9 protein-coding genes, 1 pseudogene and 1 riboswitch are annotated in these 17,685 nt (G+C 56.6%); of the genes and pseudogenes, 3 read left to right on the plus strand and 7 right to left on the minus strand.

The annotated features are described in order from the left end of the window. Window positions 1-3 precede the first annotated feature (3 nt). Window positions 4-210, plus strand: a riboswitch (cobalamin riboswitch). A gap of 98 nt (window positions 211-308) precedes the next feature. Both FCH38_RS01255 and FCH38_RS01260 read left to right on the plus strand, forming a co-directional pair. Then, complete coding sequence (locus FCH38_RS01255) at window positions 309-1,145, plus strand: acyl-CoA thioesterase (protein WP_174372620.1); 837 nt, start codon at window positions 309-311, stop codon at window positions 1,143-1,145. Between the two features lie 2 nt (window positions 1,146-1,147). Beyond that, window positions 1,148-2,029 carry a LysR family transcriptional regulator gene (locus FCH38_RS01260; protein WP_174372621.1) on the plus strand — a complete coding sequence of 294 codons (882 nt, stop codon included), beginning with the start codon at window positions 1,148-1,150 and terminating at the stop codon, window positions 2,027-2,029. Window positions 2,030-2,110: 81 nt separating this feature from the next. Here FCH38_RS01260 and FCH38_RS01265 read toward each other — a convergent pair whose 3' ends face one another. From FCH38_RS01265 to FCH38_RS01280, 4 genes are all read right to left on the minus strand, one after another. Continuing rightward, entirely contained in the window at window positions 2,111-3,346 is a 1,236-nt protein-coding gene (locus FCH38_RS01265) for an HlyD family type I secretion periplasmic adaptor subunit (protein WP_309574448.1), read from the minus strand. Between the two features lie 92 nt (window positions 3,347-3,438). Continuing rightward, window positions 3,439-5,520: a calcium-binding protein gene (locus FCH38_RS01270; protein WP_174372623.1), complete on the minus strand. Its 2,082-nt coding sequence runs from the start codon at window positions 5,518-5,520 to the stop codon at window positions 3,439-3,441. Window positions 5,521-5,532: 12 nt separating this feature from the next. Next, complete coding sequence (locus FCH38_RS01275; RefSeq protein ID WP_149901374.1) at window positions 5,533-7,254, minus strand: type I secretion system permease/ATPase; 1,722 nt, start codon at window positions 7,252-7,254, stop codon at window positions 5,533-5,535. A gap of 70 nt (window positions 7,255-7,324) precedes the next feature. Then, entirely contained in the window at window positions 7,325-13,909 is a 6,585-nt protein-coding gene (locus FCH38_RS01280; protein WP_174372624.1) for a peroxidase family protein, read from the minus strand. 308 nt (window positions 13,910-14,217) lie between these two features. Between FCH38_RS01280 and FCH38_RS01285 the strand changes: the two genes are divergently transcribed. After that, on the plus strand, window positions 14,218-15,651 hold the full coding sequence (locus FCH38_RS01285; RefSeq protein WP_236776535.1) for a sensor histidine kinase: 1,434 nt from the start codon (window positions 14,218-14,220) through the stop codon (window positions 15,649-15,651). An 8-nt stretch (window positions 15,652-15,659) separates the two neighbouring features. Here FCH38_RS01285 and FCH38_RS01290 read toward each other — a convergent pair whose 3' ends face one another. The 3 genes and pseudogenes from FCH38_RS01290 to FCH38_RS01300 form a co-directional block, all read right to left on the minus strand. Beyond that, the gene (locus FCH38_RS01290) at window positions 15,660-16,331 is read right to left on the minus strand and encodes a LuxR C-terminal-related transcriptional regulator (protein ID WP_174372625.1); all 672 of its coding nucleotides are present in this window, start codon (window positions 16,329-16,331) and stop codon (window positions 15,660-15,662) included. 411 nt (window positions 16,332-16,742) lie between these two features. Beyond that, window positions 16,743-16,814 (minus strand): annotated as a pseudogene (locus FCH38_RS01295) (LysE family translocator); the annotation flags it as partial. A 46-nt stretch (window positions 16,815-16,860) separates the two neighbouring features. Then, window positions 16,861-17,511: a glutathione S-transferase family protein gene (locus FCH38_RS01300; protein WP_174372626.1), complete on the minus strand. Its 651-nt coding sequence runs from the start codon at window positions 17,509-17,511 to the stop codon at window positions 16,861-16,863. Window positions 17,512-17,685: the final 174 nt, after the last annotated feature.

The following is a 17,685-nucleotide window of genomic DNA, read 5'->3' on the forward strand; positions in this document are numbered from 1 at the left end:
ACGACATTGGTTCGTCATCGTGGTTCTGCGGGCGAAAGTCCGCAGCTAAGAGGGAATTCGGTCGGGGCTTTACTGCCTTAATGCCGAAGCTGCCCCCGCAACTGTAAGCGGCGAGCGAAAGTCCATCCATGTCACTGAGGCAAGCCTCGGGAAGACGGACCAGAGCGACGACCCGTAAGTCAGGAGACCTGCCGCGATAGATAACGTCCACGGGCGGGGTGTCCCGGAGTGCCGCTTTCGCGATCGCATTCCCGTGCCATCGTCTCTGCGTCATGCCACTACCCTGCCGCAACCTGATGGCAGGGCCGATGACAGAAACCGCGACGATGGAAAAGCCTGCTCAGCGCGGCTCGATAACCAGTCTCATTGATATCGTTTTTCCCGGAGATACCAACCATCACGGCACCCTCTTTGGGGGAACCGGACTTACTCTGATGGATCGCGTTGCCTTCATCGCGGCGACCCGGTTCGGGCGGGTGCCGTTCGTGACCGCCTCTTGCGAGCGCATCGATTTCAGGCAGCCGGCACGCATCGGGCACATCGTCGAATTCACGGCCAGACCGGTCAAAGCCGGTCGACGTTCCCTGACGGTCGACGTCGAGATGGTGGCGGAGACCATCGTCGGCCATCAGCGGCACACCTGTACGCGAGGCACCTTCCATATGGTCGCCATTCCGGAGGGCGAGAACGCCGCGAGCTATGCCTTGCCCGCACTCGTTCCCGTGGAAGCGCCGGATCTCACGGATATCGTCGCCATGGTCGAGATCGTGTTTCCGGATCAGGCCAACAGCGTCGGACGGATGTTCGGGGGCGAAGCGATCGCCTACATGACCAAAGCCGCATTCGTTGCAGCGTCGCGTTACTCCGGCAAGCTGGTGGTGCTGGCCTCATCCGAGCGCATCGACTTCGCAAGGGCCGTCGAGATCGGTGAGATCGTCGAGGCGGAGGCACGCGTCGAGCGCGTTGGCCGCAGTTCCATGGCCATCGAGACGAAACTCTGGTCCGAAAACCTGCTGACTGGCGAGAGGCATATTACGGCCACCGGACATTTCGCCATGGTCGCAGTCGACACCGACCACCGGCCGGTTCCTGCCCACGATAGCGCCTCTACAGACGTTACTCCTCGTCACCATGGGCGGGCATAACCATGCTGGACAGGCAACATCTATCGATCCTGCGGGAAGTCGACCGCCTGGGCAGCCTGACGGCGGCGGCGGAGCGGCTGAATGTCTCCCAGTCCGCTCTCAGCCATACGATCCGCAAGCTCGAGGAGCGCTATGGCGTGGCGATGTGGGAGAAAGACGGTCGTAACCTCCGTCTCACCGAGGCCGGTCGCTATATCGTAACGCTGGCGCAGCGCGTTCTGCCGCAGATCGAAAGGGCTGAAAATGTCCTGTCGGATTATCGCCACGGCCAGCGAGGCTCGCTTAGGATCGGCATGGAATGCCATCCTTGCCATCAGTGGCTTATGGGCGTCACAAAGCCATATCTCATGGAATGGCCGGATGTGGGCCTGGAACTGAAGACATCATTCGCTTTCGGCGGCGTGGCGGCTCTCACAGGATATGAAATCGACATCCTGATCACGCCGGACCCGATCGAGACGCCTGGCATCCATTATTTGCCGGTATTCGACTACGAGTTGGTACTTGCCGTGCCGGCTGATCATCCACTGGCGCAAAAACGCCATGCAGAACCTGTGGACCTGCTGAATGAGACACTATTCACCTATCCGGTACCGCCGGAGCGGCTGGACATATTTATCCAGTTTCTAGTGCCCGCCAACTGTCGGCCGCGTCATCACCGGAATGTTGAGACGACTGAAATGATGCTTCAACTCGTCGCGGCGGGCCGCGGGGTCAGCGCCATTCCCGACTGGCTTGTACGTCGGGAAGCGGCAGCGCTCGGTGTCCGCCCCGTCCGCATTGGTCTGGACGGGGTACAGAAAAGCATCCATCTCGGATTAAGAGATGGCGACGACGATGTGGATTTCATCGCCGGGTTTGTTGAGACGTCGCACCGAAGATGAACGTCAGGATCCGGGGGTAAGTGCCGCTACATGACTCTTACCCTCGGCCGATATTCCGGCTCGATATGGCCCCCTAACGCTTCATTCCTCCCGGAAGGCCCTCATGATCTGGTCGGTCAGCGGCTTGCTGAGGTAGGAGATCACGGTTCGCTCGTCGGTCTCGATATAGACCTCAACCGGCATTCCCGGCTGCAGCTTGGCGGCTAATGTCCCCAGTGCATCGGGTGAGAAGGAAAGCGTCGTTTTATAGAATGGCAGCCCGGTCGCCTTGTCTACCGAGGTAGCGGCAGAGACGATATCGACCTTGCCTTTCACCTCAGGCGTCGTCTGCTGGTTGAAGGCAATGAAGCGCATACGCGCAGGCTGGTGAACATTGATACGGTCGATATCGGTCGGGGCAATTTTTACATCGACGCGCAAATCTCCCGCTTTCGGGACAAGCGACATGATGGCTGCTCCGGAGCCGATGACACCACCAACGGTGTGGGCCTGAAGATCATAGATATAACCGGATTCAGGCGCACGCACGGTGGTGCGGTCGAGCCGGTGGGACACCGCGATGGCCCGCTGGTTGAGTTCAGCAATCTGGGTATCAATTCGCACAATTTCTTTCTGCGCTTCGGAGCGGCTGCTTTGGTCTATAGACGTCAGCTTGATATCCAGTTCACTGATCTGACCTCTGGCTTCTGCAATCTTGGCGGTCACATCGCCGATCGTTCCCTGAAGACGAACCATTTGCCGTTTCAGGTCGCGCAGGTCGGCTGTGCGGACCAGCCCCTTGTCCACCAGTTGCTGTTGTAGTGAAACCTCGTCTCGAACCAGATCCTCTTCTGAAATGCTGGCCTTACGTTGTTGCTCCAGACCATCCACCTGGTTTTGAAGCTGATTGGCCTGCAATCGCAATTGCTGCTTTTGATTTTCACGCAACTGCTGGTTTTCCCGGAAAAGTTTTAGCTCTTCCCGCTCCAGCTGCGGCATGACCGGCATGTCGAAAAGCAGCTCCGCCGCATTGTCCCTTTCGGCGACAAGCCGCGCCCGCATGGCCGAAAGCTGGCCGATCTGGCTTTGTATGATATCGAGCTCCACACGGGCCTGCGTGTCATCCAACCTCAGGACCACATCGCCCTTACGCACGAGATCGCCGGATTTCACCGGAATTTCCACGACGGTTCCGCCGTCGACATGCTGTACCTGTTTGATTTCGCCGGAAATGGCGACCTCGCCTTGTGAGATCACCGCTCCGGCAAGTTTGGCCTGTGCCGCCCAACCGCCGACGCCTCCCACCAGGCAGGTCGCTAACAGCGCGGTGGTGATCACGCGCAAACGAATGCCGTTTCCTGCAACATTGATGTTTTTTGGCTCCGCCCTATTTGAACCTGTCATGACACTTCCTCCACCCCAACGCTTTACTAGACGGTGATTGAGCCATTATCGGCATGGGCAACCGTCACCGTTAGGATGAAGTCGCCCGAATTCAATTCTTGCTGGCTTATGACGACGAGCTCGTATTTGTCGTCGGCATCCAGATCGGAATAAATCTGCACCACCTGACGGTTCTCACCGTCATCGGTGAGTTCCTTGTAGAGCTTGATGAGTGTGCGATGGTCGCGGCCGTTCAGATCGGCCATGCCAAGATCGTCAGATCCGAAATAAAGTGCACCGAGATCCGCACTCAGTTTTGAAAAATCGATCTTGTCACCGATTTCGAAATCCCGGATTTCGTCGCGTCCGCTACCACCATTGCGAAGGCTGGAGGTTGTGGCAAAGACGAAAATATCGTTGCCCTGCCCACCGATCATCACATTGACCGTATCGCTCGCCGTTATGCGGTCGTTACCCGAACCGCCAATCGCGTTTTCTACACTGATAAGCCGGTCGGTGCCAATCTCGACACCATGGGCTGTGCCAGCCTGCAGATCGATATCGACCCCTGCCTGGGTGGCACTTGCATCGTATGTATCGCAGCCACTGCCACCATCGAACACGTCGTTTCCATCAGGCAACGGCACTGTCACCAGACAGGAAGCGTCATTTTCAAGTTCCTGCTCCAGCACGGCAAGCACACCGGCGATAAAGACGTCATCGCCCTCACCACCGAGAACGACATCGTTACCTTCACCGCCAATCAGCCGATCGTTGCCGTCCCCTCCGTCGAGAACATCATCTCCGGCATCTCCGGAAATTACATCTTTTCCGGCCTCACCAAACAGGTGATCATTACCGGCACCGCCCGAGATGACATCATGACCAGCGCCGCCATAGGCGATGTCGTTACCTTCTTCGCCATAGATGAAGTCGTTGCCTTCATCACCGAACAAAACGTCATCACCGCGTCCGCCCAATATCCGGTCATGTCCCTTGCCGCCATAAATGACGTCGTTTCCATCACCACCAACCAAGGTATCATTGCCAGCACCGCCATCGATGAGGTCGTGGCCCTCACGCCCATAGACCACGTCGTCGCCATCCAGCGCCTTGATAATGTCGTCCTTCGGGGTGCCGAGCAGCGTGTCATCGCCATCCGTGCCGACGATCTCCTTTTGCGGATGCAGCCGCAGATCAAGCCAGGCTCGTCCCGTCACACTGCTTTGCCCATCACTCAAAGTATATGTGAAGGAAACGATACCGTTCATGTCGCGGGATGGCGTAAACAGCCAGACATCTGCGCCATGAGCGCTTACAGTGCCCGAGGAAGAATTTATGTTGGAGATCGAAAGCCTGTCGCCGTCCGGGTCCAGTCCCGCGCGCGCCAGATCTGCCCAGGTCAACAACATCGACAGGTTGACGAGACCGCTTCCGAGATAAATTAAACCTGTCGCGACAGGAGCCCGGTTTTCGGAATTGCCATTGCCGGAGCCATTCCCGCCACTACTCCCCGCCCCTCCCTGTCCGGAGCCACTATTCCCCGCTCCTGCCTGTCCTGAAGCATTTCCGGGATTAGTGATGGGAGTTGGCGTCGAATGATTGCCTGGCAACGCAAAGCGAATGCTCAGGGAAGCATTTGCACCAGCGTCCGGGTAAAACTTGAACATGTTGTTATCAAGATCAAGCGCCGCCACCCGTGAAAGAACAAAGTCAGACCCGTAACTGATCCTGCCGAAATCTACAGATAGGCCATTGTATCGCACATATCGCCGCACACCGTCGGTTTCATCCAGATAGCTCTGCAGATACTCTGTCCAAAAAGATGCAAGCTGTTGTGCAAGCGCGACCGGATCTGAACCGGGTGAAGGAGCGCCGGCGTCCAACATCCCCGGTCGCCCGGCACCGTCCCCCATCGCATCATTCGGAGATGGCGCATATACATCCTGAACACGGCCGAGATAGGCGGCGAGACCGATACCGATCGTCGAAATCAACATATGGGAACGCAGAGTACGTTCCTGACGGTCCGGGCTTTCAAATCGACGCCCCGGTGCGTGCTGCTCAAGGGCGGCTTCCCGGCTCAGAGCGGAAAGTTCGTCCTGGCTGTCCTTGATGTCGATCGCCATGATATGCCTCCCTCACTCGGCCGCGTATTGCCGTTCGGCAACAACAGCCCGCTGCGGAATGATCTGGGTGTTCGCCGATGTCTTGATGAGTTCGTCCTTCGGACCAAAAGAAACCAGCTTGCCACCCTGCACGACGCCAACCATATCCACCGGCTGCAAGGCGCTTGGACGGTGTGCGACCATGATGACGATACCTCTGCGTTCCCGAACCTTGACGATTGCACGCGCCAGGGCTTCTTCCCCCTCGGCGTCCAGATTGGAATTCGGCTCGTCCAGAACGACGATAAAGGGGTCGCCGTAGAGCGCGCGTGCCAGTGCGATGCGCTGACGTTGTCCGGCAGAAAGAGCCTGGCCGCTGGGGCCGATCTGCGTCTGATAACCGCCCGGCATGCGCACGATCATGTCATGGACGCCGGCAGCCCGGGCGGCGTGAAATATCTTGCGGGAATCCGCATCCGGGTCGAAGCGGGAAATGTTTTCCGCAATCGATCCGTCCATCAGCGATACTTCCTGCGGAAGATAACCGATATTGGAGGTGAAGAACTCCGTGGGCCATTGCTTGAGATCTGCGCCATCAATGCGGACAGCACCGCGAAGAACTGGCCAGATGCCGAGAATGGAGCGAACCAGCGTGGTCTTTCCGCCGCCACTTGGGCCGATCAGAGCAAGCGCCTGCCCGGCCTTGAGGTTCAGGCTGATATCACTCAAGAGCACCGTGCCGGAAAGCGGCGCAACCGTCGTAATATTTTCAAGCGAAAGCTCCTGGGAAGGGGCCGGAAGATCGAAACGTGTGTCCGGGTTGTCCAGAGCAGCCAAAGTATCCTTGATGCGACCCCAGCTTCTGCGCGCAGCCACCACGCCTTTCCACTGGGCGATTGCCTGATCGACAGGTGCAAGTGCGCGGCCCGTGACGATGGATGAGGCAATAATCGAACCTGCTGACATTTCTCCCTTGATCGTCAGATACGCGCCGACGCCGAGAATGGCTGATTGCAACATCATGCGAAGCACCTTGGAAATGCCCGAAAAAGTGCCTGATATATCGGAGGTGGCGGTCTGCGTATCGAGATGACGGCGATTGGCACGCTCGAAAAGCTTCAGCGCACGATCCGTCATGCCCATGGAATAGAGGACATCGCCATTGCGAATGTGATTATCCGCAACGACATTGCGGTTGACAGCAGCACGGGTCATTTCCTTGGCATGGCGACGGGAAAGCAGTTCAGCGGCCAGTGTCACGCAGGCGAGGAAGACCGCACCGCCAACCGTCAGCATTCCAAGAACCGGATGAAGCAGCCAGACGAAAACGAGGTAGATCGGTATCCAGGGCAGGTCGAACAGCGCGACCGGCCCGGCACCGGAGAGAAAGGTGCGCACTGTATCGACATCCCTGCCGCGCTCGTTTGCTTCAGCTGGTGAATAACCGAAGCGCGGCATGTCGATGACGACCTTATGCACCAACGGCGAAATCTTCTGGTCAATATTGGCCGAGAAGCGCACCAGAATTTGCGAGCGCAGAATATCAAACATACCCTGAAACAGATAAAGGCCGATGGCGATGGCGGACAGCCACAGGAGTGTCGGGACACTGCCGCTGGTCAGTGCACGGTCGTAAATCTGCAGCATGTATATGGCGCCGGTGAGCGCCAGAATGTTGATGACGCCGGAAAGTCCGAAGACAAACCATAAAAGGCTGCCGATGCCACTGATCTTGTAGTTTGATTGCTTACTCATAACACGTCCCCTGATCACTGCACTGTGCGATATTCGGCCGCCGGTCGCGGCCGATGCCTCGGGTTAAAGCTCAGGAAACGCCAACGAAATCATTGGCAGTGAGGTTGTGGCGGCCATGCAGGGCGAGTTCGAAATCTGCCCCGTCATCACCCTGCGTATTGCCCCTAATGACGGTGAATTCCTCGCCATCACGTATTTCGTGGGCAATCGTCACATCGCCAAGCGCCGTCATCGTGGTGCCAGCCGTCAGGCGCAGCCCCTGCCCCATGCCGGAGAAATCAATCTTGTCCCCGGTGCTGAAGCCATAGATCGTGTCGCCATTTGCAGCGGCAGCGGAGTTGAACTTGAAGGTGTCATCCCCAAGTCCGCCATCGATGATGTTGATGGCATTGGAGGCGACAATCTTGTCGTGGCCGGATCCGCCGATAAAGTTTTCGAAGCCGAAGAACGTATCGTTGCCGGTGCTTGCACCACTGACGGAACCACGCCCCATCAGACCATTGCCGAGATCGACGGTGAGATTGGTCGTGCTGACCGAGTAGTCCAATGTATCTGTGCCGTCTTCCCCGTAATAGACGTCGTCACCATCGTTCAGCGTGGCAAGTATCGTGTCATTGCCGGCACCAGCCCAGATACGATCGTTGCCGGCACCGCCTTCGAGGATATCGTCGCCCTCGTCTCCAAACAGCAAGTCGTTACCGGCGCCGCCGAAGATGAGATCGTTGCCGGCACCACCGTGGATTTCGTCGTTACCGTCACCACCGTTTGCCACATCCTTGCCGTCACCACCCAGAATGACATCATCACCGGCCTCGCCGCGGAGAATGTCGTTGCCGGCGTCACCGACGAGAATATCCGTGCCATCGCCGCCAATCAGCGTGTCGTGACCCGCCGCACCCATGAGGGTGTCGTTGCCGGACGTACCGATCAGTGTTTTGGCAGCTATCGGCTGCGGCGTCGTGTTGCCCCCGCCATTATTGCCATTGGGGACCCCATCATCTGGCGTATTTCCGCATTCGCCACCGTTGCCTTCGCCCTCCTGATCATCATCATCGTCGTCGTCCTCATTTTCGTATTCTTTAAGCCCTGGAGTCATATCGCCGAAAAATACGATCTGATGTGTGCCGTTGGAGAGGGTGGAAAGGCCCGTTGCAGCATCATAGGTGCGACTGAAGTCCTGCGGACTGCTGCCGGCGGGCAGTTCGATAACGTCCTGCGGACGAAGCGTTCCGACAATCGTGTCGCTACCGCCATTGGAGCGGAAGACAATGCGATGTGCCGAAGTCAACGCGCTGATATCCACAGTATCATTGCCCGCACTGCCATCGATGGTGATGGTGCTGAAGTTCAGGCTCGTGGAGGTGAAGTTGCCGATAACCTGCACGGTATCGCCATTGTTGACACCGGTGTTGAGCCCACCGCCATCATTGGCTGTCACGTTAAGGGTGTTGACGACGATCTCTTCGATATTGTCGAGCTCCGCAATGACAGATTCGACACCACCCACTGTTCTGGTAATGACGATTTCAGTATTCGTCGCAAAGATCGTTCCGAGAGACGTTGCGAGATTGGCGTTCTGGCCGTTGGTAACCGCATAGATACGGAACAGTTCGGCACCTGCGACACCTGTCAGGCGATACGTGTCGACCCCGGTACCGCCGTCGATCAGATCACGCCCATCGGTGCTGGTCTGGTTGATCGTGTCGGTGCCGGCACCGGCATTGATCACGTCAAAACCAGCGCCGCCATTCAGCGTGTCGTTACCGTTCCCGCCGTTCAGCGTATCGTCACCGGTCCCGCCATTGAGGGTGTCGTTGCCGCCAAGACCGTTCAGGATATCGTTGCCGGCACCGCCGTTCAGCGTATCGTTGCCGCCAAGGATGATGAATGGATCGACACCATTGAGCGTGTCGTCGCCATTGCCGCCATTCAAGACGTTGTTGGTGAGAGCATTGCCATTCAGGGTAACGCCGCCGCGTGCCACAACCGGCAAGGTCGGAACGGAAATGACCGTCTCGGTACCGCCCAGCCCATCGGTGAAGCTGACAGAGACACGCAGTTGACGACCGATTTCATTGATATCGCCAAGCTGAAGCAGCAGCGCATTGGGCTCGGTTGGCACAAAGGTCGCAGCGGTCGCACCGGGAATATCGGTCCAGGTCGTTCCGTTCAGATATTGCCACTGGTAGGCGAAGGCGCTTTCGATGCCGTTAGCGTCGGCAATCTGCGAAACATCGACCGTCAGTGTCTGGCCTTCTTCCGGAGAAACCTGACCATTGGTCCGCGTTGCGTCGATGATGACAGGCACGCCGGTTGCTGGTTGCGGCAGTCCGGCGCTGATATCGACCGTCCGGTCGGCAAATTGCAGCCGCTCGATATTGTATAGCCGATCAGTACCGTCAGGCACGCGATTTCGCCCGGTTATCGGATCGATTGCGCCGGCCGTTGGATTGACATGCGAAATGGTAAAGCTGCCATCCTGATTGGCGGTGATATCGTAGTTTGCAAAATCATCCCAGTAGATAGCGGTATCGATATCGCCATCGCCGCCGCCATCGAGAAGTTCACGCACGATCTGCATCGAACCGGGATTGATGCGACCATCGACCATCCATGAGGTCAGCGATTTCGTGACGCCATTCAGCGTGACGGTATCTTCAAGGCTCTTGACCGTGAAGGCGATCCCATCCTTCGATTGGCCGATGATACGCACGCTCAGATAACGGTCACCATCGATGACATCATCGCCGCCGCGACCCTCGATCATATCGGAACCGCCACCTCCAAGGATGATGTTTCCACCAACAAAAACCCGTTCCGTCGTACCGGTTCTGCCATTTTCCCACGATCCGTCGGCCCAGTATTCGCCCGTGCTCATCATGTCTTGCGTGATGATCTGGTTGAGGCCGGCGATACGGTCGATACCAGCCTGATTAAGCTCGTTGTAACGGAAGCCTGTTTCGGGCGTCGGGTCGGTGACCGTGCCGCCTTCCGGTCCGGTTCCGAGGCGATCATCGCCACGCAAAACGTCATTATGATCCCAGCCTGAAAGGCCTTCTACCTGGCTGAAGCGGTCTCGCAACACTTCCAGAGGCAGTGTTGTGAAGATATCGACACGCATATCCGCATCGGCACCGTTCTTCTGGCCCTGATGGATAACCCAGTCATGGCCCCACATGCCGATGTTCTTCTGAATGCCCTCTCCGGCAAACATGATGTCATCGCCGGAGTCCGCATCGTAGTCGGTATCGCCGGAACCGCCGTTCAGCACGTCGTGCCCGATGACGGTCGAGTTGAAGAAGAGCTCACCATTGTCGCCAGCGATGTAATCGAAACCGCCGCCGCCTTCGATCCAGTCATCGCCCTCGTTGCCGAAAAGCGCATTGATACCGTCACCCCCGGAGATGAAGTCGTCGCCCTGGCCACCGCGGATTTCGCCGTCATCGGCGCCGGAAACAAGGTAGTCCTTGCCCTCACCGCCGAAAATCAGCGACATGCCCGTGCCATCGACAATCACGTCATTGCCGCTTTCACCCTTCAGCACGCTGACAGCACCTATATCCGTGCCGGCACTGGTGATGATGTCGTCACCTGCGCCGCCATTGATAGCGTCCACGCCATAACCGGCCTCGATGCGATCGTTGCCCATCCCACCCCAGACACTGTCGTCACCACCACCTGAAATAATGTGGTCGTCGTCATCCGTTCCTTGAATGAGAATGTGGTCGAGACCGTTGTAGCGGATGAAATTCGGGCCGCGTTCGACCAATTTGGAGACCGCTTCAAGAACAGGGTTTTCGTGCTGCGGGTCGGCTATTCCGGTCATCTGCGCCTGTTTGGCAGCATCGACATAGAAAATATGGTCGGGCGTCGAGAAAATGTCGGCCGGGAGGGCAAGTCCATCAGGCCCGACACTGGTGTTGCGCGCGACGATCTTGGAGAGGGAGTTGTTTTCCAGCTCCGTCAGCAGGTTGAGGCCCTGTGTGCGCGACAGATAGTAGAAGCGGTCCGAATCCTGCAGATTTTCCATCTGAAGCTGGAAAATGAAGGAGAAGGTCGAGCCCAGCATACCGCCAAACGCCATCTTCTTTTCCGCAAGACCACCGACCCACAGGTCAATATCGTTCAGACCACCCAGGCTACCGCCCGCATAGAGGCCGCGTGCGTTGAGAAAATCCTGCCGGTCCTGTTCGCTCGGGACAATGCCATCACCGTTGATGTCGACACCGAAGACAAGTTCCATAGCGGCATCACGTTTGGCTTCGATCGTCATCGCGCCAGTCACGCTTGAATGTGTGCCGTAGGCCGCAATGAAGTTGATGATGGATTCCGGGTTTCTGATATTGACGGCGAAATCTGCCCAGCTGACATAAGGCCGCAGATTGGTATCGCCATTGGCAAATTCCATGAACTGCGCGCGGGCTTGATTGAGCGTCGGCATGCCAGTGTCGCGACCGCGGGCGATGTTGAGCGCAGCAAGATCGAGCGGAATGCCGACAAGCTGGTTGCGCAGGACATCGGTGACGAATTCATCGATCTCATTGGCATGCTGGGACGACATGCCCATGGCAATCGCACCGGCCATCTGCGCCTGGGAAATGCCTGTTTCGCCAAACTCCAGCGGATTCAGGAAAGCATCGAAAAGATCGACATTGTCCCGCGTTCCATCCGCATAGATGCGGTCGACAGTCTGGTTCAGCATCGAATGGCCGAAGCGATAGACGACATTGGCAAATTCGGAAAAGATAGCCGGATTAAGTTCCACGTCCGGCTGAACGAGGAAGATATCAACATCCGGCTGGATTTTGCGGGCGAATTCCTCAAAAACCAGATGCTGATACTGCATTTCCGTGGCAAAGCGCGCCGCCTGGAAAAGACGCTCGCCATTCCAGACAAGTGTGCTCAGATCGGCAGGCAAGACGCTGATCGGTTCGGCAAGCCACTGGTTGATAAAGGTGAAGTCGCCTTCCGAAATCGTCGTTGCGATGGCGGTCTGTTTGACCGCATTTATCTGGCGATTATGTTCCGCATGGAAAACGAAATGGACCGCCGTCAGTCCGATATTTTCGTTTCCGCGACCGTCGCCGGTAATGTAATGCGCATCGAGCAGTTCGTCGTCATAATGCGTCTGGTTGCCGCGCGGACCAAAACCGCCCGAATAACCCACGGCATCGTCATTGTCGGCCATCAGCACGCCGTTGGTGATAACGGGCGCTGCGGCATGGGCGATGTCATCCAGAAAAGCGTTTGGAAGTCTGAGTGCCAGTACAGTAGTCGGATTAACCGGCATATCCGGCGTGCCGGACACCACGATATCGTCAGACGTATTGGGCACGCCATCGGCGCCGATACCAACGATCAACTGCGCAAAGCCGGTCACGGGGTCAGGAATAAAACGGCCATAGGGATCAGTGCGGATCATCGGCACTTTACCGACATCGGCATCTGTCAGCTCAATGCCCAGCATTTCGCGCGCTTGCGCCTTGATCTCACCCCATGTCGCAAGGCCGCCATTTTCGCCTTCCAGCAGCAGACCGGTCGCAACCGTCTTGCCGTTGACGGTCTCATATTCGCGCAGGAACACCTGATGTGATGCATGAGACGTATAGGTCTGGTTCTGGTCAACCCATGGTGTGGTAACGTTGCCGGCGCCGTCGCCGACCGTGGCGCGTGTCAGCACCATGAAATTGGTGTGTGGCGTTGCCGGGTTATAGAGCGGATCGTCCGGCTGCAAAGGAATATAGACGGTGCCGTTACCACCCTTGGCAACGAGATCGAGACCATGATCAAAGAACTGGCCAAACAGCGTGAACCAGGCATTGTAAGGTGCCGAAAGCCCTTCATCCGGAGAAACATTCGGCAAAAGCACGGTGTTGCCGTCCATCTGTACGCCCCATTGCTCAAGGAGGCCGTCAAGAATACCCGCCGCCTGGGCGGTTTGCGCCTGTTGAGCCTGGGCAGCGGTCAACGCTTGCTGCGCAGCGGCAAGAGCGTCGAGCACAGCGGGAAGATCAGCGGGGTCCGTGACCGCAACGACATCTGCCAATGCCTGCTGCACATTGGCTTGCGCGCCCGTCACGGCAAGGTTAGCCGCAGCGAGATTTGCCTGCGCGGCGGCGTCGCCCTCGAAGGCTTGACGGATAGCGATCACACCTTGGGCTATGTTCGCTTCGGAGTGGCCGGCAAGGCGCAAGGCCGCAGCAACAGCGGCCGGGTTTGCAAGCGTTTGATCCACAATGAGGTTTGAGATGAGACGGGGATCGGCATCCACAACCGTTCCAGGCGCAAAGCCCGGAGTGCCGGGTGCGCCCGGAGCGTAGTTGCCGTTGTTCAGCCACACTGGGTTGGCAGGCGTTCCAAACATCAATGTATCGTCGTTTTCATTGACCCAGTTCGGCTGTGTGAGCGGCTTGAAGGGTTCGCCAGAAGCGCCCCATTTTTCGCGCCCCGGTACCAGATTATTGTAGCTGCCATCCACAGTGCGCAGGCCTGATGGTAACAGCGGGCTATCGACCAAGCTCCGTAGCGCCTCCCCGATCGGGTCGCCCTCTGCAAAATCCTCAGGCGTCAAGCCTGCGATCAATGCAGTATGAGCTTCAGCAATTGCGATCTGTTTGAGAATGAATTCGAGATCGTGTTTGATGAGTGTGACCATTTGACGTTCGGGTGTCCCCGCCTCCAACGCTACTGAAAACAATCGCCGCCTCGCCCATTGCAGGCAGAAGACGACATCCCGCCTAAGAGACTGGCATAATCAGAGTTTTTTCAAATAGCGCTTGGTCTAACGATGTATTGTCGCAAGGTCCTAATCCTTCTTCCGACCATCGTCTTAATTATTATTGATATAATTAATCCAAAATGATTAGTTTTTATCGGTTTATTATAGAAAACGATCGAATATAGACTGTTCAACGTCTGCAATGCAGGACAATCATTTTTACAGTCTATCGAAGAGGGCTGGTAATGAACAAAAGTGCATCCCGCATTGCAGGTTACATAAAGCCGCAGCCAAGACGCTGGATGTTCAGAGCGATTGCCGATCTCTCCATCGCCAATCAGTTCTTGCTGACCGCCTCCATTGTCGTCTTTGGACTTATGGCTGCATTGAGCTTTTTTACCGCATCCCGGGTGGAGCGATCGGCGCTGGATGCGGCGGGCGTTGCGGGCGCTGCCCGTATGCAAACATCGATTACACCCTTCTTGCGACGCGACAGCCAGGGCAACTTCATTTTCGATGAGCAGTTCACAAGCGATATCGAATATCTCATCGGCCACGGTCCTCAGGACGAACGTATCACCAATGTGAAGATTTGGCTTTCCGATGGAACGCCAGCCTTTTCGGCCAGCGGCGAGATTGGCAGTCAGCGGGAGATGTTTCCCGAGCTCACCGGCGCATTGGCGGGCGACATAGTGGTTTCGCGCACCGATGGCGACAAACACGAATACAGCACGGGCGAGAAAGATGAGCTGCTGCTCGAGATTTATGCGCCACTCTACACGGACACCAGTGGAAAAGTCCTGCTTGCCGGTGAGATATACCAGGAGTCCTTGAAGTTACGAAAACAGATATCCAATGCGCGCACCGTGACGATGGCGGTGGTCTTCCTGCTTTCGGTGCCAATGTTGTCTCTGCTTTACCTTATCGTTCGACGTACCAGCAGGGTCATCGACGAGCAGCGAAAAACACTGCGCCAAAGCCTGCGCAATGCCATTGATCTGTCGATAGAAAACGACCGCCTGCGGGTCATTGCAGACAGCGCCCGCACGGAAGCCGGCAAGCTCAATGAACGCATTTTGGATCAAATTGGCGCGGATCTGCATGATGGTTCCGTGCAGGTGCTGACACTTGTAAAGCTTCGGATGAGCGACATGGTCGCCACGGATCCGGAAGATACAAGTCAGCGACGCACACTTCAAAAGATCCTTGATTTGGTCTCCGGCGTCCTTGAGGAACTGCGCAATATTTCCGCCGGGCTTATCCTTCCGGAACTGGAGGGCATCACGCTTCAGCAGTCGATTGAATTATCCCTGAAACGTTATTACGAGATCACCGGGTGCGAGGTGGAGATAGCCGATCGCGAACGCATCGATATCCGTCTGCACGACCTGTCCATCTGCCTGTATCGGTTTGTACTGGAAGGGTTGATGAACAGCTATCGTCACGCGCATGGAAACCGACAGATCGTCCGTTATCGCCTGCGTAACGGCCGCCTCTATGTCAGCGTTGCCGATTTTGGCGCAAGCCGGTTGATCACCTCCCAAAAAGAGGTTCAAAGGGTAAGGTTGGGACAAGTCAGCCAAAAACGCCGCATCCGCTCTTTCGGCGGACGAATGCGCTTTTTTCCAGGTAAAAACGGTTCGATTGCCGTTGCCGTTTTACCGATTAATGCCGATTGACTGCACATCTATTGTAGAGTGTTTTCCAATCTGGGATCGCGTGGAACAGCGCGGTTTTTAACAGCGATCACCAGCTCAACGCGGTTTCTCACATTGAGTTTCTGCATCATGGACGTCATGTAGTGCTTGACTGTCTTTTCACTGATCTTGAGATTTTCACCGATCTCCCGGTTCGTCATTCCCTTGAGAAGACCACCGACGATTTGCTCTTCCCGGTGATGAAGTCTCTGCTGCGTCACGCCGTTTTTCCGAACAAGCTCTGCAGTTTTCATCGACATGATGACCTTCGTCGCAAAGCCCGGCGTTACATAGGACTCGCCGCGACAGGCAGTCTTGATCGCCTCTTGAAGCTCGATGCAGGAGCTGCCCTTCAAGACGTAGCCGGAGACGCCCGCCTCCAAAAGCTCAACCGCAGGCTGGATCGCGTTGGAAGCCGTAAATACCACAATTTTTGTTTCCGGAAACTGCGCCAGCAAGTGCCCTATCGCCTTGAAAGAATCTCCCGGCATGCTCAGGTCGAGCACGATAGCGTCCGGTCGCGTCTCTTCAACAATCCTGATCGCATCAAATGCCGTATGCCCCATCGCAACGACATCAAAATCGGTCTTTTCATTATAGAGACTGACGAGCCCCTCCAGAAGAACTGGATGGTCATCGACGAACGCAATACGCACAGACATGCTACAGACCCCCATTTTTGGTAGGTACATTAGCATTTATCGTTTTATCCGCAAAGAATTGGTTTAGAACTAGTTAATACGGGATTTGCTGACGTCACGTTGTTTGACTGAAGTCACGCAGGCTATGCCGTCCGGACCGGGACGCACGACCGTCTGCGAGATGGCCATCCGCGTTTTCTCCAACCTTCGGCATCCTTGTCGACACGATCGAGGAGGATGAGGTTGTCCGGTTAACCCAGGATGACTGTCTACCGCGCCCTGGAAAGCCAAGGTTCGCCGTCAGACTCTATGTGATCACGAGTTATCTACCTGTTCTTTGAGTTGGCCAAAATCTCAACTTCGGGCCGACTGGGCCTTGTTGACGATATTCTTACCGGCTGTGGATTGCCGGGCTGAAGCCGGACGATCCTGACGACGCGCCTCCGTGGCCATGCGAATGGCGAGCCCGGCGAGAACCGTGCTCATCAGCCATCGCTGCACCACGGTCGCTTGGAATAGCATATCGCGTCAATGCTCCGGAGTGAGACGTTCAACCGTTCTGAGCAGCTTTGAAGACAGCCAACTGATCGGCGAAAGCGCGCTTATAGGCGGGACGTGCCTCGCCACGCGCCACATAGGCTGCAAGGTTCGGATATTCCTCGAGAATGCCTGAGCTTGTTATTCTTTGCAGGACCGAGATCATCAACAGATCGCCGGCGCTGAATGCACCATCGAGCCAGTCGGCATTACCGAGGCGGCGGGACAATTCGCCGAGCCGTTTGCGAATGCGTTCATCGACGATCTGCAGGCGTTCGCGATGCCAGCTTTTGTCTCTTTCGAGAAAGCCCGTGACGAAGTGCTCGACGATTGGCGGCTCCATAGTGCTGAGCGCGGCAAACATCCAGCTTATCGCCCTCGCCCGCGCATCCGCCTCCTTCGGCAGCAGGCCGGCATGGCGCTCGGCGATATGGAGGATGATGCCCCCGGATTCGAACAGGACAAGATCATCCTCTTCATAGGTCGGAATCTGCCCGAATGGCTGAAGGGCTAGATGCTCCGGTTCCTTCATCGCCTTGAAGGAGAGAAGGCGAACATCGTAAGGCTGGCCCACCTCTTCCAACGCCCAACGAACGCGCATGTCACGGGCGAGGCCCTTGCCGCCATCGGGTGAACGTTCAAAGGCGGTAATCGTGATCGTCATCGGTATTCCCCATAATATTGGGTTTGGAGATGGCGTGCGCGCAGTTTTCGCGTCAGTTTCAGAGCCGGCTGGTTATGCTACGCCAGAACAGGTACATCGACTACCAAAAATAATCCTGCCTCACACACGCGCCTTTAGGGCAATAGCGTCTGCACCATCTCCGACGGGATATCC

This window comes from Agrobacterium tumefaciens (assembly GCF_013337285.1).
Taxonomy (GTDB): Bacteria; Pseudomonadota; Alphaproteobacteria; order Rhizobiales; family Rhizobiaceae; genus Agrobacterium; species Agrobacterium burrii.

What these genes read in the sequence shown, in the direction of transcription:
- FCH38_RS01255 (WP_174372620.1), top strand. Translation starts at nt 309, where the DNA reads ATGACAGAAACCGCGACGATGGAAAAGCCTGCTCAGCGCGGCTCGATA.
- FCH38_RS01260 (WP_174372621.1), top strand. Translation starts at nt 1,148, where the DNA reads ATGCTGGACAGGCAACATCTATCGATCCTGCGGGAAGTCGACCGCCTG.
- FCH38_RS01270 (WP_174372623.1), bottom strand. Translation starts at nt 5,520, where the DNA reads ATGGCGATCGACATCAAGGACAGCCAGGACGAACTTTCCGCTCTGAGC.
- FCH38_RS01275 (WP_149901374.1), bottom strand. Translation starts at nt 7,254, where the DNA reads ATGAGTAAGCAATCAAACTACAAGATCAGTGGCATCGGCAGCCTTTTA.
- FCH38_RS01280 (WP_174372624.1), bottom strand. Translation starts at nt 13,909, where the DNA reads ATGGTCACACTCATCAAACACGATCTCGAATTCATTCTCAAACAGATC.
- FCH38_RS01285 (WP_236776535.1), top strand. Translation starts at nt 14,218, where the DNA reads ATGAACAAAAGTGCATCCCGCATTGCAGGTTACATAAAGCCGCAGCCA.
- FCH38_RS01290 (WP_174372625.1), bottom strand. Translation starts at nt 16,331, where the DNA reads ATGTCTGTGCGTATTGCGTTCGTCGATGACCATCCAGTTCTTCTGGAG.
- FCH38_RS01300 (WP_174372626.1), bottom strand. Translation starts at nt 17,511, where the DNA reads ATGACGATCACGATTACCGCCTTTGAACGTTCACCCGATGGCGGCAAG.